At 69.2% G+C, this 23,728-nt stretch carries 21 protein-coding genes, 1 tRNA gene and 3 pseudogenes; 7 read left to right on the top strand and 18 right to left on the bottom strand.

Features of this window, described 5'->3' with window-relative positions:
- From LBC97_04385 to LBC97_04340, 10 genes and pseudogenes are all read right to left on the bottom strand, one after another.
- Positions 1–1,049: hypothetical protein (locus LBC97_04385; protein ID MDR2565290.1), on the bottom strand; the 1,049-nt coding region annotated here is incomplete at its 3' end.
- Positions 1,046–1,744 (bottom strand): hypothetical protein, encoded by a 699-nt coding sequence (locus LBC97_04380; protein MDR2565289.1) that lies wholly within the window; start codon positions 1,742–1,744, stop codon positions 1,046–1,048. The genes LBC97_04385 and LBC97_04380, both read right to left, overlap by 4 nt.
- 1,299 nt (positions 1,745–3,043) lie before the next feature.
- Positions 3,044–4,861 (bottom strand): annotated as a pseudogene (locus LBC97_04375) (phosphatidylserine decarboxylase).
- Positions 4,862–5,115: 254 nt separating this feature from the next.
- Entirely contained in the window at positions 5,116–5,901 is a 786-nt protein-coding gene (locus tag LBC97_04370) for a CDP-alcohol phosphatidyltransferase family protein (GenBank protein MDR2565288.1), read from the bottom strand.
- A complete protein-coding gene (locus tag LBC97_04365; GenBank protein MDR2565287.1) occupies positions 5,901–8,609 on the bottom strand; it encodes a hypothetical protein in 2,709 nt (902 codons plus the stop codon). Before LBC97_04365 ends, LBC97_04370 begins: the two co-directional genes overlap by 1 nt.
- Positions 8,606–9,199 (bottom strand): CDP-archaeol synthase, encoded by a 594-nt coding sequence (locus LBC97_04360; GenBank protein MDR2565286.1) that lies wholly within the window; start codon positions 9,197–9,199, stop codon positions 8,606–8,608. The genes LBC97_04365 and LBC97_04360 overlap by 4 nt, the downstream gene beginning before the upstream one ends.
- Positions 9,200–10,105, bottom strand: a complete 906-nt coding sequence (locus LBC97_04355; GenBank protein ID MDR2565285.1) for a hypothetical protein — start codon at positions 10,103–10,105, stop codon at positions 9,200–9,202.
- 197 nt (positions 10,106–10,302) lie between these two features.
- Positions 10,303–11,478, bottom strand: coding sequence for a DNA cytosine methyltransferase (locus LBC97_04350; GenBank protein MDR2565284.1), 1,176 nt, complete (start codon positions 11,476–11,478; stop codon positions 10,303–10,305).
- A 193-nt stretch (positions 11,479–11,671) separates the two neighbouring features.
- Complete coding sequence (locus LBC97_04345; protein MDR2565283.1) at positions 11,672–12,934, bottom strand: ATP-binding protein; 1,263 nt, start codon at positions 12,932–12,934, stop codon at positions 11,672–11,674.
- Positions 12,935–13,085: 151 nt separating this feature from the next.
- Positions 13,086–13,559, bottom strand: coding sequence for a DUF3806 domain-containing protein (locus LBC97_04340; GenBank protein MDR2565282.1), 474 nt, complete (start codon positions 13,557–13,559; stop codon positions 13,086–13,088).
- Between the two features lie 212 nt (positions 13,560–13,771).
- Here LBC97_04340 and LBC97_04335 point away from each other — a divergent pair.
- Both LBC97_04335 and LBC97_04330 read left to right on the top strand, forming a co-directional pair.
- Positions 13,772–13,924 (top strand): annotated as a pseudogene (locus LBC97_04335) (DUF4236 domain-containing protein).
- Positions 13,925–14,278: 354 nt separating this feature from the next.
- On the top strand, positions 14,279–14,539 hold the full coding sequence (locus tag LBC97_04330) for an excalibur calcium-binding domain-containing protein (GenBank protein MDR2565281.1): 261 nt from the start codon (positions 14,279–14,281) through the stop codon (positions 14,537–14,539).
- Between the two features lie 219 nt (positions 14,540–14,758).
- Here the strand turns inward: LBC97_04330 and LBC97_04325 are convergent, their stop codons facing one another.
- Positions 14,759–14,959, bottom strand: a complete 201-nt coding sequence (locus tag LBC97_04325; GenBank protein MDR2565280.1) for a hypothetical protein — start codon at positions 14,957–14,959, stop codon at positions 14,759–14,761.
- A gap of 59 nt (positions 14,960–15,018) precedes the next feature.
- On the opposite strand from LBC97_04325, the gene LBC97_04320 reads away from it, so the two are divergent.
- From LBC97_04320 to LBC97_04310, 3 genes are read left to right on the top strand one after another with little or no spacing between them, the layout of a single operon-like run.
- Positions 15,019–15,618 carry an acyltransferase gene (locus tag LBC97_04320; GenBank protein ID MDR2565279.1) on the top strand — a complete coding sequence of 200 codons (600 nt, stop codon included), beginning with the start codon at positions 15,019–15,021 and terminating at the stop codon, positions 15,616–15,618.
- A complete protein-coding gene (locus tag LBC97_04315) occupies positions 15,615–16,781 on the top strand; it encodes a hypothetical protein (protein MDR2565278.1) in 1,167 nt (388 codons plus the stop codon). The genes LBC97_04320 and LBC97_04315 overlap by 4 nt, the downstream gene beginning before the upstream one ends.
- A 4-nt stretch (positions 16,782–16,785) precedes the next feature.
- Positions 16,786–17,259: a hypothetical protein gene (locus tag LBC97_04310; protein ID MDR2565277.1), complete on the top strand. Its 474-nt coding sequence runs from the start codon at positions 16,786–16,788 to the stop codon at positions 17,257–17,259.
- Positions 17,260–17,296: 37 nt separating this feature from the next.
- Here LBC97_04310 and LBC97_04305 read toward each other — a convergent pair whose 3' ends face one another.
- The 7 genes from LBC97_04305 to LBC97_04275 form a co-directional block, all read right to left on the bottom strand.
- Entirely contained in the window at positions 17,297–17,737 is a 441-nt protein-coding gene (locus LBC97_04305) for a type II toxin-antitoxin system VapC family toxin (GenBank protein ID MDR2565276.1), read from the bottom strand.
- The gene (locus LBC97_04300; GenBank protein ID MDR2565275.1) at positions 17,724–17,969 is read right to left on the bottom strand and encodes a hypothetical protein; all 246 of its coding nucleotides are present in this window, start codon (positions 17,967–17,969) and stop codon (positions 17,724–17,726) included. The genes LBC97_04305 and LBC97_04300 overlap by 14 nt, the downstream gene beginning before the upstream one ends.
- Positions 17,970–18,162: 193 nt before the next feature.
- Positions 18,163–18,477 (bottom strand): type II toxin-antitoxin system PemK/MazF family toxin, encoded by a 315-nt coding sequence (locus tag LBC97_04295; protein ID MDR2565274.1) that lies wholly within the window; start codon positions 18,475–18,477, stop codon positions 18,163–18,165.
- Positions 18,478–18,504: 27 nt separating this feature from the next.
- Positions 18,505–18,580 (bottom strand) — tRNA-Ala (locus LBC97_04290).
- Positions 18,581–18,674: 94 nt separating this feature from the next.
- Positions 18,675–20,291 carry a hypothetical protein gene (locus tag LBC97_04285; protein MDR2565273.1) on the bottom strand — a complete coding sequence of 539 codons (1,617 nt, stop codon included), beginning with the start codon at positions 20,289–20,291 and terminating at the stop codon, positions 18,675–18,677.
- Positions 20,292–20,696: 405 nt separating this feature from the next.
- The gene (locus LBC97_04280; protein MDR2565272.1) at positions 20,697–21,323 is read right to left on the bottom strand and encodes a GNAT family N-acetyltransferase; all 627 of its coding nucleotides are present in this window, start codon (positions 21,321–21,323) and stop codon (positions 20,697–20,699) included.
- 52 nt (positions 21,324–21,375) lie between these two features.
- A complete protein-coding gene (locus tag LBC97_04275) occupies positions 21,376–22,287 on the bottom strand; it encodes a UTP--glucose-1-phosphate uridylyltransferase (GenBank protein ID MDR2565271.1) in 912 nt (303 codons plus the stop codon).
- Between the two features lie 45 nt (positions 22,288–22,332).
- Here LBC97_04275 and LBC97_04270 point away from each other — a divergent pair, with 45 nt between their 5' ends.
- Both LBC97_04270 and LBC97_04265 read left to right on the top strand, forming a co-directional pair.
- A complete protein-coding gene (locus LBC97_04270; GenBank protein ID MDR2565270.1) occupies positions 22,333–22,950 on the top strand; it encodes a 5-formyltetrahydrofolate cyclo-ligase in 618 nt (205 codons plus the stop codon).
- 124 nt (positions 22,951–23,074) lie between these two features.
- Positions 23,075–23,242, top strand: a pseudogene (locus tag LBC97_04265) (zinc ribbon domain-containing protein).
- The last annotated feature ends 486 nt before the right edge of the window (positions 23,243–23,728 follow it).

Raw genomic sequence — 23,728 nt, 5'->3', positions numbered from 1 at the left:
AGGGCGTAGTGGTGGACGCGGGTGATCTGGTCCGGAAGGTAGGCGGCCGTGGGGGCACCCTCGTGGATTAGCGCGCCGATCGCGGCGACGCGCCGGGCGGCGGCCAGGCTCAGCGCGGGCAGCATCAAAGCCGGACCCAGGCCGCGATAGGCGGAGTCGACCGCCATGTAGGAGGCGACCAGGGCGCCGGGGCGGGGCAGGCGGATCAACGCAGCGGCCAGGGCCCGCGCGGAACCCGAGTCCAAACGTCGTCCGAAGTCTGGCATCACCGCCGAAAACCCGACCAAACGGTCCCCCGACCATGCGAGTTGGCTGGCCCGCCGGTCCAAGACCGAACCGAGCGGGCCCATCAGCGCCGCGAATTGGTCGAATTCCAGCCTGTGGAACTCGGGCATCACCGCGAAGCGGTCCATCACAAGGCTGTGAATGGGTTGCAGAGCATCTGTGAAACGCCTACCCAGGGGGCGCAATTCCACCCCGGCCGCCTCGGCGTGGGCACGCAGTTTGGCTGGTCCCCACGCGCCGTCCGCCGGCACCTGCGGCCGGGCCAGCACGCTCGATTGGTAACGCTCGGCGACCTCATAGCCTGCGGCTTCCCACAGTTCGGGGTACTCGGGGCGGTTGTACGGCTCGCCGAAGAACGGCGGCGCCTCGAAATGGTCGAGTTTCAGCCGGTAGCCCACCCAATAGTCCGGATCGAAAGGTCCCCGAACAGTGGCGCAGCCGCGCTGAGCTGCCGCTGTCTCGGCCGCCGCGAACAGCGCCGGGGCGGCTGCCAAGTGGAGGCATTCCAAGAAGCCGAGCCTGGCCACGGGCGAACCCTCCCGGAAACTGACCGCGCACCGGCCAACGGCAACCCCGTGGCGATCGACCGCCAGCAAGGGCTGGAAATCCAAGCCGTCCAACAGCGGGTGTCGGCCGCTCAGGAGAGCCGCCTCGGCGCGCGGTTGCCCGCCGCGAAAACGCCAATCTGGGTAGACCCGCCGGAGCAGACCCAGCCAGTGGGCCGCCGCCGCTTCGCCGCCCACCGGCACAACTCGGATGGTCACGGCTGGACTCCCATTCCGCCGTTCGCCCCTCCTGGAGCCTTCGTTCCGTCATGGCCGCGCGCTTCGCCGCCCGCATCCCCGCGCCCGGCACCGTCAGCCTTGTCCGAAACGCTCGCCTCTCTCGAAAGGCACGCATCGCCGCCCGCGTCCTCGCCGACGGCACCGTCTGCGGTGTCCTCCCCGCCTGGCCCCGCCGGGCAGCAGGCCAGGAGCTCGACCGTGCCCGCCGCGCCGTCGATCCTGACCTGGTCCAGGTTCGCCAACAGGTTTGTCGCGCCGGCCACTCCCGCCACGAACGGCACCCCCAACTCCCGCGCGACAATCGCCGTGTGCGAGAGCAAAGACCCCTTCTCGCTGACCACTCCCGCCGCCATCGCCAGGTGGAAAACCCAGCCTGGGTCGGTCGCCTCGGTCACCAGGATCCGGCCCGCCCCGGCGCCGGGCGCCAATGGGCCGCGAACCACCAGCACGGCCGCTTCGGCCGTTCCGCTGGAGCAGCCTTCGCCCCGCAGGAGCGACCCGGCCTCACGTCGCGCCGCCGCGCCGTCTCCCTCCGCCCACCCGGCCAACGGCGAGCGCTCCACCAGCGGACCGGCGAACGCCACCCGAGGATAGGCGGGCAGCCGCCCGTAGGCCGCCAGTCGCTCGCGCCGCCGCCGAACCAATTCACGAGCCTCCGGCGGTCCACCCGCCATCAGCGCCTCCGCAATCGTCAAGTGCGTGACATCCTCCGCGTCCGCCAGCGCCCCCGCGTGGGCCAAGTCCGCGCCGCGCAGCCGGAACAACTCGCGCACCATTCCGAACAGCCGCGATCGGTCCAGCCGCGAAAGCTCCCGCGCCGCCACCCCCGCCCGCGCCCGCCGCGCCAGCCAGCGTGCTAGCCTCCGGTAGCGCCGTGGGAACGCTTCCTCCGCCCGCATCCCGCGCGCCGCGTCCAGACCCCCCTCGCCTCTGCCACCAGGGGTTTCATCCGTTTGCACGATGCCGTCCGCCCGGTCCCCAAGTCCGCCCGCCTCGGTGGTCGCCGCGTCCGAGAGCAGCGTTCGGATCAGCGTCAGCGGATGCGAACGGGCTGTGGCGGTCTCGAGTTTCAGCTCTTCGGTCGCGCGGTCGCCGTACCAGTCGATGAACCGGGCGACGCGCTGGGCCAGGTCGGGATGCGGCCGGCCAACCGCTAGCCAGGCGCGCACCGCCTGGTCGGAATCGAGTTCTTGCAAGAATGCGGCCAACTCATGGTCGGCTCGAACCGTCCGCGTCAATGCCTGCCTGGCGGCCAGCGGCTCCAGCGACACCAGCGGACGGCCCTGCGTGATCAGCCGCGCGGCCGCCTCGGCCGGGCGATCCACCCGCGCGCGTTTCGCCAAAGCGGTCAGGGCAGCGGTGAACGCGAAGGTGTAGGCGTCGTTGATGAGCGTGACGTCCCATTTCGATGCCAGTTCGCGGGCCAGCCAGCGGTACAAGGCGGACGCAGGCTCCGCTTGTAGGCCGCTCCCGCTCTCCGGCGCGCCGGCCGCGGCCAGTGGGTTCGCGTTCGCGCCCGTGGCGGAGCCTAGCCGGCGCCAGAACTCGCGTTCCACTTCCTCGAAGTGTTGGTGCAGGATGTCAACCAGCGCGGGCGCCTTGGCGCCAGACCGCGCCAGTGACGCCCAGACCCGCAAGCGGCCTGGCCAGGGCAGGCTCTGGCCCGCGTTGAACTCGCGCTGGCGCACCCCCAACATGTCCTGCCACGCGTTCACGACCACACGTTGGAACGGCAGCAGCGTGAGCAGGGCGTACCAGTTGCTGATTTGGTAGTACATGCGGCCACCCCACCAGGCCACCATCGCCGCCAGGTCGCCGTCCCGTTCGCGCGCCACCGACCGCGAGCCCAACCGCTCGGCCAACGAGCGGAACACCCGGTGATAGATGTCGCCCGCGAAGGAGGCGGTCAACGCCCGGCTCAGGCCCGGATAGCTTTCGACAATGTTCGAGTTGTCGAGGATCACACCCCGGCCTGCGCCCAAAGTGGTGATGGGGCGCGCCTGCAGCAGCCAAAACTGGCCCTGGTGCCCAAGGGCGAATTCCACGTCAACGGGACCGCCCAGTTCCACCTCAGCCGCCTCGGCCAAGCCCAGGAGTTCCACCAGTTGATCGCGAGTCAACTGCGGGCCACCTGCGGGGTTATGGCAGCTGACCAGCCAGTCCGCGCCAGCGGCGGCAGCCGCAGAGGTTGACGGCTCTCGCGCGCCCTCCGCGCGCGGGCTGGCGGAGCCCTGCGGGCGGTGGACCAGATAAGTGGCCAATTCGGCGCCGTCGTCAACGCCGGCACCGGTTCCATGGCCCGCCGTGACAGCGGCCTCATTGAGCGGACCGGCCGGATTGGCCGTGAATACCACCCCGGAGACGGCCGCTTCAACCATCGGCTGGATCACCACTCCCAACAGGGATCCCACCAGGCCGACGCGGCCCACGGCGCGGGCGTAGGCTAATGCCGCCGGGGTGAAGGCGGAACGCCAGACCTCCATGACCACCGGGCCGACCTGATCGGCGGGCACATCCAGCAGGGTCAGATAGCATCCGGCGGCGGATCGTTCCGTCCCGTCCTCGGCCACGGCCGAGGACCGCACCGCGTAGCGAACTCCGGGCTGGACATACCCCCTGATGGCGTCCTCGAGGGAGGCGCTCAGGCGCGCGTCTGCCAAGGCCACCCCAGCTGCGGCGGCAGCCTGGGCAGGGTCCGGTAAAGCGATGGCTTGGGCGATTTCCTCCCAAAACGGCGTGATTGCCTCGCGCATGGCGGCCACCGGCACCGCCGCGAATTCGGGCACGGGCAGGCCCGCAGCCGCGAGCCGCGCCAACCCCGCCGCTTTTGGCCCTGCGGCCCCGCCTAGGCCGTTAACCAAGCCAGGCCCAACAGCGCTTTGGGCCGCCGGTCCCGGCGAGTTCTTCTCGGCCCGCACTCTCGGTCTGTCCGGGGACGTGTCCGGATGGGCGCCGGGCCCGCCTTCGGCCGTGCGGGGCCGGGCTCTGCCCTCGGTTGGTTCAGGCCTCCGTGCGTCTGGTTCGTGGGAGCGGCTGGCCGTGATCAGGCCGATCCGTGAGCCCAAGGCGACCTTGACCTCCGCCCCGCCGCGGGTGAGTTCCAGTATGTCAGGGTCGATTTCGACCCGGCCCGGCTCCAGCAAGACCACCAAGGTGGACCCGCCCAGTTCGAACCGGCCTTGCTCTTCGCCGCGCTCAAAGCGTGCGGCGCCGCAGTCCACAATCTTGCCAACAGTCAGCGCGCCGACTGCGATCACGCAAGTCAGCCCCAGGTTTTCGGTGTCCAGGACGCTGACCAGCCGCTGATTGCGGGCCAGGACCGGCACGCCGGCGGAAGCCGGGCCAACCGTTTCCAATCGGCCCCGGATCCAGCGCCGGGACCGGGTCCGGCCCGCGTCCTGGTAAACGTAGTGGTGGAAATCGTCTACCGACAGGCGGAACACCAGGCACCAACCGCCTTCGAAACGGGCCACCGGCAGCCGATGCCCGGTGAGGTCTCCCAGACTGTAGCGGACGCCCTTGATCTCCACGGCCAGGCCCCGCCGCACCCGGTGTGCCGTCAGCTTTGAGTCCGCCGGGGCGATCAAATGGGCCGGGCAGGGATCAATCGGGCGGGCGCCCTCACGGGGCCGCCGGGCGAAGAACGCGGCGAAACTGGGCCAGTCGCTCGGGCCGCATTCGGCCAGGTCAATGCCGTGCGCCTCCGCGAACGGCCCGATCCGCTTGGTTGAGGCGCCGCTCGCCGACGGTATTGAAGCTAGCCGCGAGAACCACGGCTTGGTGATCAGCACGTTGGCCAGGCCCCGCCCCGCCGCCGAGCCGTAAAGGAACCCCAGCGCGCGAGCAGACGGCACGGCCTCCTCAAACCAGCGGCCACTTGCCCGGTCGTAGACGCGGGCGCTGCGTGGGACCGATGGCCGGGATGGGCCGTGCGGTCGCGAGGCATCCGGCGCCGACGACGAGCCGGGCGCGAGATTTTCACTGGCCGACGCGGCGGCCCCGGAAGGACCGCGGCCGAGAGAGCCGCCGCGGCGGCGGGGGATGGTCACCGAACCACCAGCAGGCCTGCCGTCACGCCCAAGAAAACGAGCGCGAAAACCGCGTACCACGCGCCGCGCGGTTTGGGGACGGGCACGTCCCAGACGAACAAGAACGCCAGCGCCACCAGGCCAATCGCCAAACCCGGCCCCAACAACTCCGGGGCGAATGCCAATGCGGCCAAGCCGACCAGCGGCAACAACAAAGCTGCATAGGTGACCGGCAGCCCTCGGTAGTGGGTTATAGGCTGCTCGCGGTCGCCGGACTGGCCAGGCGCGAGCGGCCCACCCGGTTCACCGGCCCGGTCGGCCGCAGGCCGTTCGCCAGCCCCGTCCGGCCCATCCGGTTCGCCCGCCCGGCCCAGCGCGGGCGTTCCGCCCGGCGGTTCCGCCCTGTGGGCGTCGCCGGTGCCGGGCTCCCCGGTCGAAGCGGTGGCGCGGGCGTAAGCCTCCGCGTCGAACCAGGCCAGGCGCGTCAGGCCCGCGATCACATATACAGCGGCCACCGCCCAAGCCCAAGGCTGCGAACCCGTGGCGAACAAGACGGCGGCTGGGAGGGCGAGGAAGGAGACGGCATCGGCCAAAGAGTCCAGCGCCACGCCCAAAAGCCGCTGCAGGCGGGTCCGCTTGAAGCGGCGGGCGACTGCGCCGTCGAACAGGTCGGCTATCCCGGCGGCGGCCAGACAAACCAGCGCCAGCGCGACCTGCCCGGCCTCGGCCAAACCCAGGCCCGCCACGGCCGCCGCCACGCCCAAGTAGGTGACCACGTTGGCCGGATGCGCGCCGCCCAGCATCACGCCTCTTCCAACAGGGTGACCGTGCCGGCGGCACCGTTGACCTCGACCAGGGCGCCGTCCGGGATGACCGTCGTGGCGTCCGCGAGGGCCACCACGCACGGGATTGCGAACTCGCGGGACACGATGGCCGCGTGGCAGAGCATCCCGCCGTACTCCGTCACAACGCCGCCCAGCCGGGCGAACGCCGGGGTCCAGCCGGTGTCCGTGAACCGCGTGACCAGGATGTCACCCTGGGCCAAGCGGCCAATCTGGTCCAGCGACTCGATCACGCGGGCGCGTCCGCGGCCCGTGGACGCCTGGCAGCCGACGCCTTGCAAACGCTGGCCCGCGTGACCCCTCGCGAGGCGCGGCCGCACGCCGACGCGCGCGCCGATCTCCTCGGGGCCGCGGTAATTCCGGTACGCGGCGAAGTAGCGCTTGTGCCGGTCGACCGCTGCCCTTAGCTGGGCGGGCGTGGCCCGGCCCTCGATCACCGCCCACACCTGGCCGACTTCGGCGAACCAGAAATCGTCCGCGCGCTCGATCACGTCCGTGCGCTCCCAGTGCTCCGCCAAACGCAGCGCCGCCTGCCTGATCAGGTGATAATGCTTGGTGGAAACGTCCCGGAACGCCTCACGCCACCACAGGAGTTCCCGCATCTGGCGGATCTTGGCGGCCAGCGCCCGGTACCGGCGCGGCGAAACCTTGTCCCGGAGCCTTCCCAACGCGGCCTCGAAGGCCGCTTGGGCGCGTTCCGCGTCGCGCGCGGGGGAGGCGTCATCGTCGAGTTCGAGATTCGTCCGCAGGTAGCTGACCACCCCGGTCGGATCCTCCGCGAACGACGGGTGCGTGATGTCGAGTTCCCGCTCCGAGTGATACCCGTACCGCCCCAGCCAGCCGCGCAACTCGGCCAGACCCGGCCGCTGGTCGCGGGCGTCCGCCAGCGCCGCCGCGACGGCCTGCGGTTCCGCCTCCCGCCACCACCGCGCCGCCGCCTTGTCGGCCAGAATCCGCCGCGACAACTCCCACAGTTCGTAAAACGGCGCCAGATGGGAAACCGCCCCGTGCCCGATGCCGTCCGCTCCCCCTCCGTCTCCGCCGTCGCGTTTCCCATTCCGGCCGCTGCCCGCCGTCCCGTCACCTGCGGTTCCGCCTTTTGTGGTCCCGTCGCCTGCGGTCGCGTCTGCCGCAGTGCCGTCACCCGCGGTGCCGCCTCCCGAGGTCTCATCGCCGGCCGTTCCCAGGCCGCTGATCAGCGCCAGGTAATCGGCCAGGTCGCAGTGTTTCAGAATGGTGGACTTGAACAGGGATTGATGCACCTGGTTCAAGAAGATCTGCGAGAAATAAGTTGATTCGCTGGCGTAATAGTCGGCCTTCGTGATGGCCCGGAACAAGCCGGGCAGCGCTTCCGGGCGGGCTTGGGCAATTTGTTCCATGCGGGCCTGATAAGTGGCCTCCAACTGGGCCTGCAGTTGTCCGGCGGATCGGAGCCGCCGGCGCAGCGCCATCATTTCCGTCACGCCGACCCGGGCCACAGTCAGCGCCGAGCGGGGCGTCAACCGGGTGACGGCGCCCTTGCCCTGGTAGGCGGGGGCGATCCCCAGATCCTCGTCAAATTCGCGCTCCGCATAACCCGGCACCCGGGCCATGGCGTCCTTCGCCATTTGGGCGTTCCAATAGGGGCGGCCGTAAAAGACGCGGCTCGCGCGGCGCTTGCGTTTGGCGGGAAGCATCCCCGAACCGATAAGGAACTCCGGGAACGCCCTCTCCCAGATGTATTCGTACAACGACCACATGAAAGGCGGGAAAACCCCCGAAGACACGCCGCCGTCGCGGAAATCGGCGGTGGTCCAAACGTCCTCGATCCCGGCGTGGCCAATCGACGTGACGGGACGCGATTGGACTACCGACACATTGTCGCCCTCGAACACGGCCTCAATGTCGCATGGCGCGCCCGCCCATTCCTGCACACGCCAGACCGCCTCCCACAGGTTCTCCAGCGCTTGCTGGCTGACCGGCGGGGCGGCGGTCTGACCTGGCCGGACGGCATCGGCGGCTTGCGGCTCCCCAAGCGGCGGCGTCAGGGCGGGGTTCGCCTGGCCTGGCCGGACGGCATCGGCGGGGGGTTGTTCGGCGAGCGGGCGGCGGTCCAGCCAGTCGTAGCGGAACGTTTGGGCATTGACCTGGCCGCCTACCAACGCCGCGCCCGGGCCCGGCGCGATCTCCGCGACGGCCACCGTGTCCGCGCCCGTCACCGGGTCGACTGTGAACACCACGGCCGAAGCGGAGGCGTGGACCATGCGCTGGACGACAACGCCCATGCGCGGGTCGGGCGTGGCGCCGGCGTGGTCGCGGTAGGCGGCGAGGCGTTCGGCGGCGGCGGACCGGTAGCAGCGGACGATAGCGTCCGCCAAGTCCTCGCGGGGCACGTCCAAGCAGGTGGCGAACTGGCCGGCGAAGGACAAGGCGGCCCCGTCCTCCTGCACGCCCGACGAGCGCACCGCCCACAAAGCGTCCGGGAAGGCGCTGGTCGCGGCCATGATCGCGGCCACGACCCCCTCCGGCAGCGCGCCCGTGTCATGGAAAGCCTGGCAGACCGCGACCGGCACCGCCCAGCCTGGGGGGACGCCAACGTCCAAGGCCGTCAACTCGCCCAGACTGGCGGCCTTGCCGCCCACCTCGGCGGGGTCCAAGCCGGGGGCCAGCGGTTTCACGTCGCCTGTCACAGCGGGCTCCGGCGCAGATGGGCCAGGTACAGGGCGCCGTTGAGGACCAGGTGCGTGGCGCCGCCCAGAACCACCCACCAGAGCGCCTCCAGCGGAGTCAACCGCGCGGGCAGCCAAGCCACCAGCACCATGCCGATGATCGAATCGCACTGGTCCAAGGCGATCAGCAGGTACTTGGACGGCCCGGTGGCCGGGCGGCCGGGCGCCACCCCCAGGCGGCGCTTGAGGAACGAGTTCGGGAGTTCGAACAAGGCGTAGGCCACCCCCAGGGCGGTCCCGAACCACAGGCTGACGCCGGGGCTGGAGCCGAAGTGCTGGTAGACGCGGTGGCTGGCCGCAAGTCCGGGGGAGGCCTGGCAGAGCCAACCCCAGGCCAGCGAGCACAGGGCGGCCAAGGCGATCATGCCGACCAGGCCCTTATAGGTCTTGTTCGGGCCGAACCAGGGGCGGCCGTCCTTCCACAGCCGACCGCCGTCCAGCGGCTTGCTCCACCGCTTGGCGAGGGGAAGGCGGACCCAAACCATGTTCAGGACGCCGGCGATCAACGCGGGCATCAAAGTGACGAAGGGCTCCGCAAGCCAGTGCCGCATCTACACGCCCCAACCCGCCAGGTAGGAGCCGATCAGCACCACGACGGTGCCCTCGGCGGCGTACTCGTACCATTGCACGCGGCTGACCAATGGGAATCTCTTGGGGTTGCGGATAAAGCGGAGCCCTTGCCAGACCAACCAGGCGTACGCTCCAGCGACGGCGGTCACGGCCCAAGGATACAGTTGCCACACCAGGTAGGAGGTGGTCAGCAAATCGGCGGCCATCACGCCCAAAACGAACAGCACCGGCTTTTTCACCCCGAAAAGCTTCGAATAGGTGGTGTACTCCGTCTCATCCTCCGGCGCGCGGACCTTGCGCGCGATCTCCCAGATCAGACCTGGGAAATACATTGTCAACGCGATGGCGGCGTTTGGCAGCGTGACCAGCGGCACGTCGTACTTGTGGCAGGCGAAGGAGATCACGTACAGGTTCATCACGATCTGAACCGGGTTGTGCGTGATCAGCGCCAGCGGCAGGTTCGGCTGGATCTTGGCCTTGGCGAAGAACCACAGCGACATGGCGGTGCCGTAGACGGCCAGGAAGGCGAACCAGGCGGGATTGTTCATGAACGCGAAGTTGAGCGCTATGACCGGCGCGTCCACCGCGGCCAGGAGGATGGCCAGGTCCTTACGGCGAACCCGCCCGGACGGCAACGCGCGCTCCGGGAAGAGCCGCTTGTCGGTGTGGTAATCCTTGAAATCGTCCGCGATCCGCAACGTCAGCAGGAACGCGAAAATGGTCAGCGCGCCAATGGCCTCCCGCCAGCCGATCCGGATCGGCCCAATCGCGGTCTGGTTGGTCAACAAGACCAGGAAGTAGATCTCAAAGAACAACACCGCCGCCAACCCCAACCGGGGAACCACCGGGTACATCTCCTTGAGGTAGATCGACACGCGGCGGGGCACGGGTGCCACCTTAGCGTCTGGCGCGCCGGCCGTTCCCGGCGGCGTGCCTTCCCTGTGGATTGTTGTGAGGCCCCCACGGGCGGGCGCCCGCCAATCCGGCCAACCCCGACCAACCGCGCGGTTCGAATCGGCCTGGCGGCTTCTTCCTGGGCGCGGCCGCCAACCGGGCCAACCGCGCGTGCCCCCAGCCCGCAGCCTCAAGCAGAGCAGGGAAGCGCGGCGCGGGCGCGGAGTTCGGCCAGGGTCAAGTGCTCGTGGACCGAGGCGGCGACGCTCTGGGCGAGCAGCACCGGCACGGCGTTTCCCAATTGCCGCATCGCCTCGCTCCAAGGGCCATGTAGGGCGTACCGGTCGGGGAAGGTCTGGAGCCTCGCCGCTTCGCGGACAGTGAAGTAGCGCACGTTTCCATCTTCGCGGCGCAGCATGTTTTCCCCGCCGGGCACGCCGTGGACGCCCGCTTTCAGCGCTTTGGCGGGCTGGTCGATGTGCGAACCAGTGTGACCGGGGTAGGCACGGGCGCCGGGCTGCAACACGTGGTTGAGGCGCCTTGGGTCTCCGGCCTCGGTCGGTTCGGGCAGGTCCGCGATCGCGTCGCGGACCGTTCGCCATGGCCGAACGGCCGCGCGCATGTCAAACAACTGTGTCTGGCGGGTGCTTTGGCGGGCGCCTCTGGCGATCCGGTGCCTGTCCCAATACTCGCCCGTGACCTCTTGGGCGTGGCGCAACGCCTGGGCGGAGTGGGTGGGTTCGGGGAAGGACCACTCGGCATCGACGTCCGTTCGAAATCCGACAAAGAAGACCCGCCACCGCTGCTGCGGCACACCGTAGTCGGCAGCGTTGACCAACGTTGTGATGAGCCGGTATTGGAGGTCGTTGCGGACGGACGTGTGCTCGGCCTGCAGGCGTTGAAAATGGTCCTGCCACGCCTCCCCACGCCTGGCGCCGATCTCCGGGTGGCCAAGGCGCAGCTGGATGTAGGAGAAGTAGTCCGCGAAAGCCGGCCTGGTCAGGCCGCGCACGTTCTCAACGATGAAGGCGCGCGGCCGGACTTGCTTGATGACCTCGGCGGTCGCGGGGAACATGTCACGGACGTCGCAATCGGCGCGTCCTTGTCCGCCGGCGCTGAACGGCTGGCAAGGCGGGCCGCCGCTCACCAAGTCGATGGAATCCGCGTAGTCCGTCCAGTCGATGTCTCGGATGTCGCCTTCCCGCACGTCCACACCCTGCACCAGCGGGTGCCCGGCCTCGCGGTTCTCCCGCAGGGTGTCGCAGCACCACTTGTTCCATTCGGCCACCACCTCGGTGGTGAACCCGGCCATGTGCGTGCCCAACGCCAGGCCGCCGCCCCCGGCGAACAACTCGACCGATCGCATGTGAAGAGCCTAACCGCGACCGCTGACAGCGACCGGGCGACGCCGCCTCCCGCTGGCGAACGCGCCGTTCGGGACACCGGTCAGGAACCGGCGTCCGGCCCTGTTGACGTGGGCGGCGCGAAGCGCTGACCTGAGGAAACGCGGAAGGCAAACACGGCCATAGGTCCAAGACGGCGGCTTCTTTGCCACCGTTCTAGGCTTCCCAAAGTGCGGCCAGTGGGACGGCTCGGTTCTTCGGCCCGAAGGGAACCGTGCGGGTGCCGGTGTAGAGGACGAAGCCGGCTAGAAAATCCGATCCCAAACGCCCGGCCAGGTGGCGTATACCGCGGAAGTCGTCTCCCCGAACGGTCGACGAGGCCTTGACGTCGATCGCTACGACCTGGCCTCGCCGGTTCTCCAGCACCAAGTCGACCTCGATCTGATCCTTTGTGCGGTAGTGAAACAACTCGACTCGTTCTTCTGACCAAGTGAAAAGACGTGAGAGCTCCATCGCCGCGAAAGCCTCGAGAAGGCCGCCGAGGGGGGCACCTGGACGCATCAGCCGGGCGGAGTCAAAGCCGGCGAGTACGGCGGCCAAACCGGAGTCCACGAACGCCACTTTGGGGGTGCCCACGACTCGCCGCGTCAGGTTTCCGGAGAAGGCCGGAATTCGCTTTATCAGGAACAACTCTTCCAGGATCTCCAAGTACCGTCGCACCGTGGGCGCCGTGACGGCTAGGCCGCTGGCAAGGTTTTGCGGCACAATGAGCTGCCCGCTGCGGGAGGCCAGGAGCTGGATCAATCGGCGCATGTCGTGGCTGTTCTCGACCTGCGCCACCTGTCTGACGTCGCGGTTGACTAGGTCGGAGACGTACTCCTCCAGGAACCGCTGCCGTCGCCGTTCGGCCCTTGCGATGGCGCCCGGAAAGCCGCCCCGTGACAGCCGAGACACGTAGCCGCTCCGGGTCTCCTCGGATGTGTGCTCGAATGCCGGTCCGGCATCGAAGACCGCGTCCACGAACCGGCCCGCGCGGCCGCGGTCGATTTCTCCTTGCGACAGCGGCCAGAGTTCGACGGTCTCCATCCGACCCGGCAGCGCGTCGGGGACCGCCTTCAGGCCGAGGAGCCGAGACGATCCTGTGAGGAGGAAGCGCCCTGGCGCCGGGTCGTCGTCAACAGCCTCTTTGATCGCGAGCAATAGGCCGGGCACGCGCTGGACCTCGTCGATGACGAGGCGGCTGCCTCCAGACACGAACTCAGTCGGGTCCGTGGCTGCGGCGTGACGCCAGGTAGCCGAGTCAAAGCTGCGGTATTCCGCGCCGCTGTGATGGGCCATGATCTTGGCCAGAGTGGTTTTGCCGCACTGGCGGGCACCGTTGATCAGAACGACCCTGGTGTCGGTTAGGGCTTCGGCAACCCTGGGTTCAGCGAATCGTGGAAGGACTTCTCCAAGAGGTGACTTCGGGACGCTGACCATCAGTCCATCATGTCACTGGCGCTTTCGTTTGGCCAGGCCGTCGCTTTCGTTTGGCCGATGGTCGCTCTTTCGTTTGGCCAGGCGGTTGGCTTTCGTTTGGCCGCGATGCCGTTGGCCGGTGCCGCCAGGTCCGCGGAGCGGGCGCAGGGGCTCACATGTTCTGTTCAGGCTGTTGGGTGGGGTCGGGCGACTCGCCGCTGGAACCGGACTGGGCGAGTTCTTGGGCCTTGGCCGCGACTTGCTGAAATAGGGAGAGGATCGCGTCCCGGTCGGGCGGGTCGCCCCGCTCCGCGCGCTTGCTCAGCATGGTCAAGGGAAACACCACCGCGTTCATGTCCGCGTTGGCGACTATCCCGGGATCAGTTCCGTATTCGTCGGTGACCTCGCCCCACGGCAGATCGGTCGCCAAGGCGAGGGCGTCGCCGAAAACCACGCCGAGCGCCTGCCAGGCCGTAGTGTCGCCGGCATCCAGATTCGCGGCGACGGCGGAGACGACCTGGAGCTTTGTGCCCCAGTCGGAGTCGAACCGGGCGGCGGTTTCCGAGTCGGAGATCCAGCCGCGCACCCACTCGCGGTGTTGGTCCAGTGCGTGCGCCCACTGCTCGACAGGGCCAATCGTGGTCATTGGCAACCCTACCGTTGGCCAATAGAGCCTGTCCGCCGCAGGAGCACTGGTTCAAACAACGGCCGGTACGGCGCTCCGCAGACGCGCGATTGGCGCACTGTCGATCACCGGATGGGCCGCCTCGACTTCGCGTGATTGACCTAGCTTGGCAAGGGTCGACCGAGCCGATAGATTGCACGTGATTGCGGAACCCCATCAGAAAGCGCACCACAATGGCATTCCGATTCCGAAAGACCAAGTCACTTTGGAAAGGCGGTCCCCGGTTGAACGTCTCCAAGTCCGGGCTGTCCCTTTCCCAGCGAGTCGGTCCGGTCACCGTCAATAGCCGTGGGGCGGTCACAACCCGGATCGCCACGGGCTTTTCCCGCACGACGCGGGCGGGCCGGTCCCCCGCGGGGTCTTCTTGGCAACCGCAGCCGAACCCGACGTTCTCTCCGCAGCCGCAATCCGGAGCCTTCTTGCCGAATCAACCACCAGGGTCAACCGGCTACCAGCCCGGCGGCTCGATGCCCGCGGAGCCTTTCACGCCGGGACCGCCGCCGCCCTCAATGGCCCCTTCGAAGCCATGGTGGAAACGATGGTGGTTTTGGGTCTTGATCGTCCTGTTTTTTGGTGTGATCGGCATGTGCCAAAACGCGGGCGAGCCGAGGCCGTCCAACTCGGGCAGTCCGACGGCGACCGCAGCTTCCGGGGAACCAGTAGAGCCCACGCCTGAGCAGGTGATCGAGAGCGCTTCGTCGGAACCGGAACCAGAACCAGAGCCTGAGACGACGCCCGCGCCGGCGCCGGAGCCGACACCCCCACCACCAGAGCCGGAGCCGACGCCGCCGCCACCCGAATCCGAACCGACCCCTGAAGCAGTCAGCTACGCCAACTGCGACGAGGTGAGAGCAGCAGGAAAGGCGCCGCTGCATGAGGGCGATCCTGGCTACAGCACGAAACTCGACCGCGACAAAGACGGCGTGGCCTGCGAGAAGTAGGCGCCGATCACATACATTCGGACGCCGAAGGCCAACAGAAACCTATTCCCGCCGCTCGGCACCGATTGGCGGATTGTGTGCCGCTGAAAGCGTCGAATGGCGTTTCCTGTGCCGTCCGGGGCACTCAGCCGCGTCGAGTGGCGGATAGTGTCCGCTTTCCGGCTCGGCGCGCGCCTGTGACCAGCGCAGACGCAAACCGGCCCGGACAAAATCCGCCTCTCAGCGGAGGGGGTGTGACAGCATCTGCCACTCGACGGAAGCCCCGGCGCAAAATCCGCCGCATTCCGGTAAATGACGCCGGCAAATGGCGGTTATGGTCGCATTTGCGCTGCCGCCGGGGTTGCGGAGCTTCTTGTCAGCGGCTCTTGCCAGATCGCCGTCTTCTTCCCGCGGAATCTGGTCAGAACGCTGCGCGGTCACGCGATGGTTCTAGCGATGACCGCTGCCGACCAGCGCGCGCGTCTGGGAGGATTATGGGCGTGCCCAGTGACGTGTTCGCGGCCCGCGCGCGGCGCCAGCGTTTCGATTATTGCCCGTGGCTGTTCCGGGAGGAGTCGAGTCCGGAGGAACAGGCCCGGCAGCTTGCCTACCAGCAGTTTCTTGGGCGGACCCAAGGGTTTGTCGCGGGCGCCAGTTGTTACGTGTCGGAGCGGGCCGCCGTTGTCGGCTCCTTCGACGCGCCCGTCGAGCTTGGGGCCGACTGCTACATAGCCGCCCAGGCGTACGTCACCGGTCCAGTCCGCCTTGGCGACAACTGCTCGGTCAACCCGTTCGCGTCGGTGCGCGGCCGCGTGACTGCTGGGGACGGGGTGCGGATCGGCGCGTACGCCGCGTTGGTCGGTTTCAACCACGGGTTCGCCCGCTTGGACGTGCCGGTGTTCCGCCAGCCGCACACCAGCGTCGGCGTGGTTTTGGGGGACGACGTGTGGGTCGGCGCGCACGTCACAGTGGTCGATGCCGTCCAGGTCGCCAGCCACGCAATCCTCGCGGCGGGGGCCGTGGTCACCCGCGATGTCCCGGAGGCGGCCATAGTGGGCGGCAACCCCGCGCGCGTGTTGCGGCTCAGGAGCGAGCCGTGAGCCTGGTCGCTGCATTGCGCGCGTTCGGCCAGTCCGTCCGCGCGGAGCTCCCAGAACTGTTTGAGCGCTATCGCGCCCGCGTTGACGGCGGCGAGGCGGCGGCGAGGCGGCCCGGCGCCACCGAGCCCTTCCGCGCCCGCGCTCACGACAGCGGGCCGATCGCCGGGCCCGCCGCCGCCGAGCACCATTCCGCCGGCACTGACGACGGGCCCTGTTTTGTCGACGCTCCCGGTGCGCCCCGCCGGGTCCGCCCGAATTGCGACGCCGTTGAGATCGCCGCCATGTTCGGCTCCGTGCCGCCTGGTCGGACGCGGAAGGGCTGGGTGGAGTTCCTGGGGTCTTGCCAGGACCACGCCACCGGACTGGTGGGCGAACACCTCGGCGCCGACCGCCACCTTGACCCGCCGGCTCGGCCCAGCGGGCCCGACCGCTACGCCACCATGGCCGCAAACTACGCGCTCGAATGCCTGGGCTCCCACCTGCCCGCGCCCGTGGCCGACGTGACCGCGATGACTGAGCAGTCCCTCCCGTTGGCGCTCGACGCGCTGAGCTGGGCCACCGACCCTTGGGACGCCGGGCACTGGGTGGACTGCTACGCGTCGTGTGTAGACGCGAACGTGCGGCACCACGGCATCGGCGGACCGGTGGAGACGTTGTTCGCCTGGCTGGACCGCCGCTGCGACCCGGCCAGCGGAATGTGGGGCAGCCCCGGGAAACACGGCTGGTTGTTGGCGGTCAACGGGTTCTACCGCCTCACCCGTGGCACCTACGCCCAGTTCGGCCGGCCTCTGCCCCACCCGGCCGCGGCCAAGACGACCGTGTGGGCGCACTGCCACGACCAGGCGGTTTTCGGGGACGGCCGGGGAACCGCGTGCGAGGTGCTGGACGTGGTCCACCCGCTGTGGCTGTGCCTGCGGCAGGATCCGGACATGCGGGAGCCGATCAAGGCCTGGATGGAGGAACGCCTCCGTTTGACACTGGCCCGTTGGGCGCCCGGCCAGGGGTTTGCCTTTGACCCCATTGCCGGGGAGCCGGGCCTCCAAGGAACCGAGATGTGGCTGAGTACGGTCTACCTGATGGCCGATCTGGTCGGCTTGGCCGCAGAACTGGACTACAGCCCTCGCGGCGTGCACCGCATGGGGCCGGGCGGACTGGGAGGATAAAACGTTGAATGCTTTGGTCAAAGAGCACTGGAATGAAACGCGGCGGGAACTGCCCCGAATAGACTGCATATTGTACGCGGACGGCCGTGTCACGATTATGGACTACCGTCGCAACCTCGACTCAAACACGGGTGACGCCGACTGGTGTTGCAGGCCGCTGTGCGACACCACCATTGAGAGCATTGAGAAGTATGAACAAGATTGCTGGGTCGTTGTGGACGAGTGGGTCAACGCCAGAGTGGGCTATGCGGGCGGGTTCATCATAGGGGGTGAGGGCGGGTTCGGCGGCGATGGTTTCATAGCCCATATTGACGCCCGCGGCGGCCTGCGTTGGGGATTCTTTTTCGAGCAGACCAACCCTATTGCGGGCGTTGAGCTAGAAGGAAACATGTTGCGCGCAATAAACGAGCATTCGGAAATTGCGGTGGAAATAGACTTGAGCCAACTCGCCGGCGTCAAAATCTCGACGATCAACTGAGCGAGGCCGCGGCGGGCCGTCGCGGCCGTCAGCCTTCTTACCCCGCGCCGCCGTCTTCGCGGTCGATCAGGCCGGCACCGGCCGGGCGCCGGAGGCACTCGATTGGGCATCTCGGTCCCGGCGCGGCGGCGAGGCGCGCGTCGAGTGTGAGCAAAGGCGCGTCGAGCGCTTCTGCCAGGGCCACATACATGGCGTCGGGAATCCGCAGGGTGTCCCGCAACTCCCAAGCCCGTTCCAGCAGCGGGCGGTGGTCGAAGCGTTCGCCCGGCCAGTCCCGCAGATCGGCGGCTATTTGGTCGGCCGCCGTCTGATCAAGCAGTCCGCGTTTGCGGTCCCGCCGTACCACGCCGAGCACCTCGACGTCGATCACGTGCGGAGCGCAGGCCTCTAGGGCGGACTCGAGGCGGGCGCGAACCGCCTCAGCGCACGGGCCGCCGCTGAGATCCTCGAAAAGGCAGGACGCGTCAACGACCAGCATCAGGCCACGGTCCCCGGATGTCGTCCAGCGCTTCGACGGCGTTGCCCTCGTAGGGGCGCCGGGTGCGGCGCCGGACTTGTTCGTGCCACTCCGCCATGGTGGGACGTGACGCGATCCGGGCGGCCTCCGCCCTGAGCAATTCCGGGATGGTGACCCCGTTGGCCGCCGCGCGCCGTCGCAGGCCCGCGTAGACGGCATCGGCGATGTCACGAATTTGCACGGTCTTGGGCATGCGCGCATCGTATCATGCGCAGACGCATGAACCGCCGGGGAATGGGCGCGGCCGTCCTTGCGGACGAGGGCAAGAAATCGTGGCGCTGGGACCTGCGGCAGAGCGGACGCGGGCTGCGGATACACCCCACCAGGCGGGGACCATCCGGGCGGTGCCCGGGCCGTTCTGCGTCCCACCGGTTTGCAGGCCTGCGCTACAGGCCCAAGATGCTTCGGAGGCCCTCGTCAACGCGGCGCATGGTGGCGAAGTCCGCCCGCCCTGCCTGCTCGACCAACTCCCATCTGTTGAGTGTGACCACCTGAGTCAGGTTCGCAACCGAGTCATTCGGGAGGCCCGCGGCTTCTGCCTCAAGGAACACATTCCCCGGAAGCCCCGCCAGCCGCAAGTCTGTGGTCACCGAGGCGACCACCACCGTTGGCAGGCGGCTGGCGTTGAAAGGGTCAGACTGGACCACAAGCACCGGGCGGCGTTTCCCAGGCGCGCCGTAGCCGCCGCGCTCGAGGCGCAAAGGCTAGGGCAGGAACATGCGAGCACGTGGTGGAGCTGAGGAGACTCGAACTCCCAACCCCCTCGATGCGACCGAGGTGCGCTACCAATTGCGCTACAGCCCCTCGTGCGGGAGCGCCCAGGCGGGCGCGGGGATTGAGTCTACCATCGGCTCCCCGGCGGCTGTGCCGCACTGCTTCTTGACCCGCGCTGGAGCCGTCAGAGCCCGGCGGCGCGGCGACGGGCCGCGATCGCCCGGTTCAGGTCCAGCGCGGCCTCCGCGAACACAACGCGGTCCGGGATCTTGATCTCGCCTGTGGCGGCCGTCTCCACGCCCTCGGCCAGGGACTCGGCCGCCGCCCGCTGGGTGGCGCGAGCCGCTGCCTCGCGGGCCTGCGCGTAATCCAGCGCCGTCAGCGCCTTCGGCTCCCACTTCGGAGCGCCCGGCATCAGGGTGTAAGTGGGAGCGGGAATCCCCGCCGGCACGGCGATTCGCTTGGGCTTGGGGGTCCCGGCCGGTTGCTCCGGCGCTGCCGCGGGCACCGCTTTGGGGCGAGCCGGCGTCAGCCGCCTGGGCCGCGCTGGCTCCGTCGCCTCGTCCAGTTCGACCGGCCTGATCTGCACAGATTCCGGCAGGTGGTACACGGCCCGCCCGCCCTGGACCCGCCCGGAAATGCCCGGCCGCCTTGCGCTCGCCGAATCGGCCGTCCCAGCCGTCGATGCCGTGCCGCCGCCCCCCGCATAGCCCCTCCCCACGCTCTGGTCGGCGGGCGCGTCGGCCTCGGCCTGCGCGGAAGGGGCCCAGCCCGAATCCTCGGCCGTCTGATCGTCGCCGATTTCGGCGGAGCCCGCCGCTCGCCCGCGCCGGCCGGTCGACGGGCGCGAATCGGGGAGAAGAACCGCCCCGCGGTCTGCTGTGTCGTCTCGCCCGGCCGTTCTGCCGGCCGTGGCGCGGGCAGGTGTCCGGGCGTTGGCGCTGACTGGCGAGGCGGGATCGGCGGCGGGCGTGCCTGTCCTGGCCTGAGGCGCCGTGTTGACGGAGGCAGCGGGGACTTCATCGAACTGGGGGTGGCCCGAGGCGTCCGCGGCGCCTGAGGCGGCGTCGCGGCGCCGTGCTTGGGCGCGGCGTTCGACCACGACCGCGTGTCGGCCCGCCACCAGGACCCCCGCCGTCAGAGCGCCGCAAACGGCGGCGGCCCACACCGTCAGGCCCGAGGTCAGGTGGAGGGTCACCGCCAGGATTGTGAGGATGGCGAAGGAGCCGGTCAGGCACGCGCGCATGGCTGCGGCGCGGGTGGCGGCGACATGGTCCGGAGCGCGGCGCGCCCCGTCAGGCGACTGGGCGGCGCGGATGGCCGGCGTCGACCGCTGCGAGCCCGGACCCAAGTTCGATCCAGTCGGTGCCGGAGGCCTGGACGGGGTGATCTGGCGTGAACCGCGCGGCGGCCGCCCTGTCGACTCGCGCGCGTCGCCAGACGCCGCTTCGGCCCTGGGGGCCCGCGAACCAGGGCGCGCGGGGGCGCGGCGGTTCGCTCCCGCCTGGTCGGCGGGGGCAGGCATGTTCGGCCGGACCGGCTTGGCCGGACGGCTGGTGGCTGGCCTTTGCATTGGCGCGGTCCTTTGCGGTCGGGTTGCGGACAACAGCGGGACTGAGGATTGCCCCTCCGCGTTCGGCTTGACGGCGGGCTCGATCACGCGGGCGTCCACAGAGAACCTGTCTTCCACCGGTATCTCCCAATCGCGTGCGCGCCCGCGAGACACATGGGGAAGCAGGTACCCAATGCACAGTGCGGCGGCCGGGATGATCGCCAGCCCCGCGGGGACCGAACTCACCATTTCCCCAAAACTAATTGCAGTGTGGCCTGGCGGAACGCAGGCGGGACGGAGTGTCGGTCAAGCGAATCACACCGGTGTGATTCTAGAGCCTGGTGTGGCTGAAGTGGCCAAAGTGGGAGTGGCGGCGCCTGCCGCCGTCAGTAGCTGGGCCGCGCCCGGGCGGCAGGCCCGCAGGAGTCAAATCCGGGGAGGCCGCGCTCCGCTGCCGAACAGCGCCCGCTCGAGCAGCGAGCAGAGCCATGCCCACCGACCAGCGGCCGCGCGCCACGGACGTGATCGCCTCGGCCCACAGCCGGCGGGTGCCGCTTTCAAACAGCGCTCTTGCGGCTCGGCCAAGTTTCGGGGCGAGCAGCGCCCCGCGCCAAGCCTCCCGACCAGCGCCCGCGCACCACGAACGTGATCGCCTCAGCCCGGAGTTGGCGCGCTCGCGCGCCAACGGGCCAGCAGGCCCTCCGGCACCTCCTCGCGCGTCAGCGCGAAGACCCGGTGGTCCCGCCACTGCCCGTCCACATGCAGGTAGCGGGGGCGCAGCCCCTCGTCCCGGAAGCCGAGTTTCTCCGCCACCCGCAGCGACGGGCGGTTTTCCGGCCGGATCGCTATTTCAAGCCGGTGCAGCCGCCCGGCGGTGACCGCATGGTCAAAAGCCATAGCCACAGCGGTGGGCGTGATTCCCCGGCCGGCGACTTCCCGCCCAACCCAGTAGCCAATGCTGCCGTTTTGCGCCGCCCCGCGCGCTATCCCGTTGATGTTCAACTGGCCCACCATGGAGCCCTGGTATTCGATCACCCAGGGCATGGTCAGCCCGGCGCGGGCCTGGTGAGCCAACTGCCGCACATAGGTGGCAAAGTTGGGCGGACGGGGCTCGGCGTCCTCAGGGGAACTCGCGTCCCAAGGCGCCAGCCAGTCCTGGTTTGACTCCCGCAGGGCAGTCCAGCTCCGCTGGTCGGAGCGCCGGATGGGCCGCAACCGAATGTCGCCCTCGCTCAAGGTCGCGGGCCAGGGGACCGGGATGTCGAGGTGGTCGTGGCTCACCGCGCCACCCGGATGCTGGCGCGGCGCAGTTCGGCAGGCCCCCGAAAGGCGGTCAACGGCCGCTCGCGAACTCGGCCAGCCAGGCCGCGAACTCCGGCCCCAATTCGGGATGGTCCACGGCCAGGCGGACCACGGCCTTCAAATAGTCAAGCCGGTCGCCGGTGTCATAGCGGCGGCCTTCGAAGAGCACGCCGTGGAGTCCGCCGCCGGCGTCCGGGGGCAACTCGGCCAGTTGGGCCAGCGCGTCCGTCAGCTGGATCTCGCCGCCCCGCCCCGGCGGGGTCTGCTCCAGCGCGGCGAACACCGCCGGATCAAGGACGTAGCGCCCAATGATGGCGAAATCCGAAGGCGCTTCCTCAGGCGCGGGCTTTTCCACCAAACCGGACAACCGGAAAACGGAACTGGGGGCGAGACCTGGGAAGACGGCATCGTCCACCAGCTGGGCCGCGGCCGAGCCGTACAGCGAAATCTGGTCGCGCGGCACCCTCATGAGGGCGACCACCGATCCGCCAAGCTGCTGGCGCACGGTGATCATGCTGGCCAGCAGCGGATCGCGGGCGTCGATCAAGTCGTCGCCCAAGAGCACCGCGAAAGGCTCGTCCCCGACGTGCTCCTTGGCGCAGAGGACGGCGTGGCCCAGCCCCTTGGGCGCGCCCTGGCGCACCGCGTGGATGGTGGCCAGCCCGGCGGACTCGCGGATCGCGCGCAGGCGCTCGAAGTCCCCTTTCTCCTCCAACACCGCCTCCAGGTCCCAGGAGCGGTCGAAGTGGTCGAGGATCGCCCCTTTTGTCTTCCCGGTGATGAGGAGGACGTTGCCAAGGCCGGCCGCCGCGGCCTCGCGGACCACGTATTCAATGGCCGGGACGTCAACGACGGGCAGCAGTTCTTTGGGTACGGCCTTGGTGGCGGGCAGGAACCGCGTGCCGAGCCCGGCTGCGGGAATCACCGCCTTGGTGATACTCATGGCTTCCAATCCTAACTCGCGGACTGCCCTGACTAGGGTGAACGTGTGGAGGATGAGCATTTGGACAAGACCGCCTGGCGCCAGCGGGTCGTTTCCGAGCGCCGGTCCCGTTTGGCTTTGGCCACTTCCCCGGTGCCCGATGCCGTCTCGCAGCCCGCCCCCGACCTCGCCTTCGCGCCGGGTCTGGAGGGCGTCTTGCCGAGCGCGGGCGAGTGGGCCGCCGCCTATCTGTCCTTGGCGGACGAGCCGCCGACCGCCGAGTTGCTGCAGTTCTTCGCCGCACGGGAGATCCGGGTGCTGGTGCCCGCGCCGGGCCCCGCGCGCCGGGATGTGGCCTGGGCCGAGGTCGAGGCGGCGACTTGCGGCCTGCCGGCCGCGCCGCCCGGGCAGCTGCCGGAGCCGGCGGGGCCGCGCCTGGAGGCCTCGGCGCTGGGGCGTTGCCGGTTGGTGCTGGCCCCGGCGTTGGCGGTGGACCTTGGCGGCACGCGGTTGGGACGGGGCGGCGGCTGGTATGACCGCGCGCTGGCCCACGCGGCCGAGGGCGCATTGGTGCTGGCGGCATGCTTCCCTTGGGAGGTGCTGCCAGCGGGCTCGCTGCCGCGCGAGGCGCATGACCGGCCCGTCGACGGCGCGTTGACCGGCGCGGGAGTGGCCCTGTTCTGAGCCCGGCCGCAGTCGGCTTGCCGTCCGCTGTCGCGGCGGGGCGTTCACGTCGGTGGCTGGAATAGCCCAGGGCGTAGTAGTGTTAGCACTCGCAGAATCAGAGTGCCAACCTTGGGAGACTGAGATGCCGACCTACACCTACGCTTGCAAACAGTGCGGACACCGTTTTGACCAGCGCCAAAGCTTCACGGACCCCGCGCTGACCGACTGCCCGCAATGCGATGGCACCCTGCGCAAGGTTCTCAACTCGGTCGGGATTGTGTTCAAGGGCTCGGGCTTCTACAGGACCGATTCGCGCGCCGGCTCGAGCGGTGCCTTGACCAGCGCGCCCTCCGGCGCCAGCGCCAATTCTTCGGGCGGCGGCTCCGACAAGCCTTCCACCAGCACCAGCTCCGACCAGTCGTCAAAGCCCACGAACTCCGCTCCCGCGAGCACCGCGAAGCAGCCCGCCGCCGTCTAGCACTGCCGTTTTCCCGCCGGACCGGGGATGTTCTGCGCTGAGCATCCTCGACGAGGCGGCAACTGCGGGCGGGTCACCTTCCCGCGCGGGCTTGAATCTCGCCTTCGACCTCCGAAACGAAACGGAACCCCCCATCCGCCCGCCCGGCGGCACAGAATCCGACATTCGCGGCCCCGAGCCAGGCAGAACCCTCGCATTCGAGGCCTCGGGCGAAACAGATCCTGCATTCGGCCGTTGGGCCAGACGAAATCCTACATTCGAGTAGTCGGACCAGACGGATTCTCGCGTTCGGTTGGTTGGGCCAGACGAAATCTTACA

Source organism: Bifidobacteriaceae bacterium (assembly GCA_031281585.1).
Classification (GTDB): Bacteria; Actinomycetota; Actinomycetes; order Actinomycetales; family WQXJ01; genus JAIRTF01.
The sequence above is the reverse complement of the archived record's forward strand: the minus strand, read 5'-3'. Positions and strand labels throughout refer to the sequence as shown.

Bases quoted from the DNA above. Each gene is read 5' to 3' on its own strand.
- LBC97_04380 (MDR2565289.1), bottom strand. From the start codon at position 1,744: ATGGCGGGTGGACCGCCGGAGGCTCGTGAATTGGTTCGGCGGCGGCGC.
- LBC97_04370 (MDR2565288.1), bottom strand. From the start codon at position 5,901: ATGCTGGGCGGCGCGCATCCGGCCAACGTGGTCACCTACTTGGGCGTG.
- LBC97_04360 (MDR2565286.1), bottom strand. From the start codon at position 9,199: ATGCGGCACTGGCTTGCGGAGCCCTTCGTCACTTTGATGCCCGCGTTG.
- LBC97_04350 (MDR2565284.1), bottom strand. From the start codon at position 11,478: ATGCGATCGGTCGAGTTGTTCGCCGGGGGCGGCGGCCTGGCGTTGGGC.
- LBC97_04345 (MDR2565283.1), bottom strand. From the start codon at position 12,934: ATGGTCAGCGTCCCGAAGTCACCTCTTGGAGAAGTCCTTCCACGATTC.
- LBC97_04340 (MDR2565282.1), bottom strand. From the start codon at position 13,559: ATGACCACGATTGGCCCTGTCGAGCAGTGGGCGCACGCACTGGACCAA.
- LBC97_04305 (MDR2565276.1), bottom strand. From the start codon at position 17,737: ATGCTGGTCGTTGACGCGTCCTGCCTTTTCGAGGATCTCAGCGGCGGC.
- LBC97_04300 (MDR2565275.1), bottom strand. From the start codon at position 17,969: ATGCCCAAGACCGTGCAAATTCGTGACATCGCCGATGCCGTCTACGCG.
- LBC97_04285 (MDR2565273.1), bottom strand. From the start codon at position 20,291: ATGGTGAGTTCGGTCCCCGCGGGGCTGGCGATCATCCCGGCCGCCGCA.
- LBC97_04275 (MDR2565271.1), bottom strand. From the start codon at position 22,287: ATGAGTATCACCAAGGCGGTGATTCCCGCAGCCGGGCTCGGCACGCGG.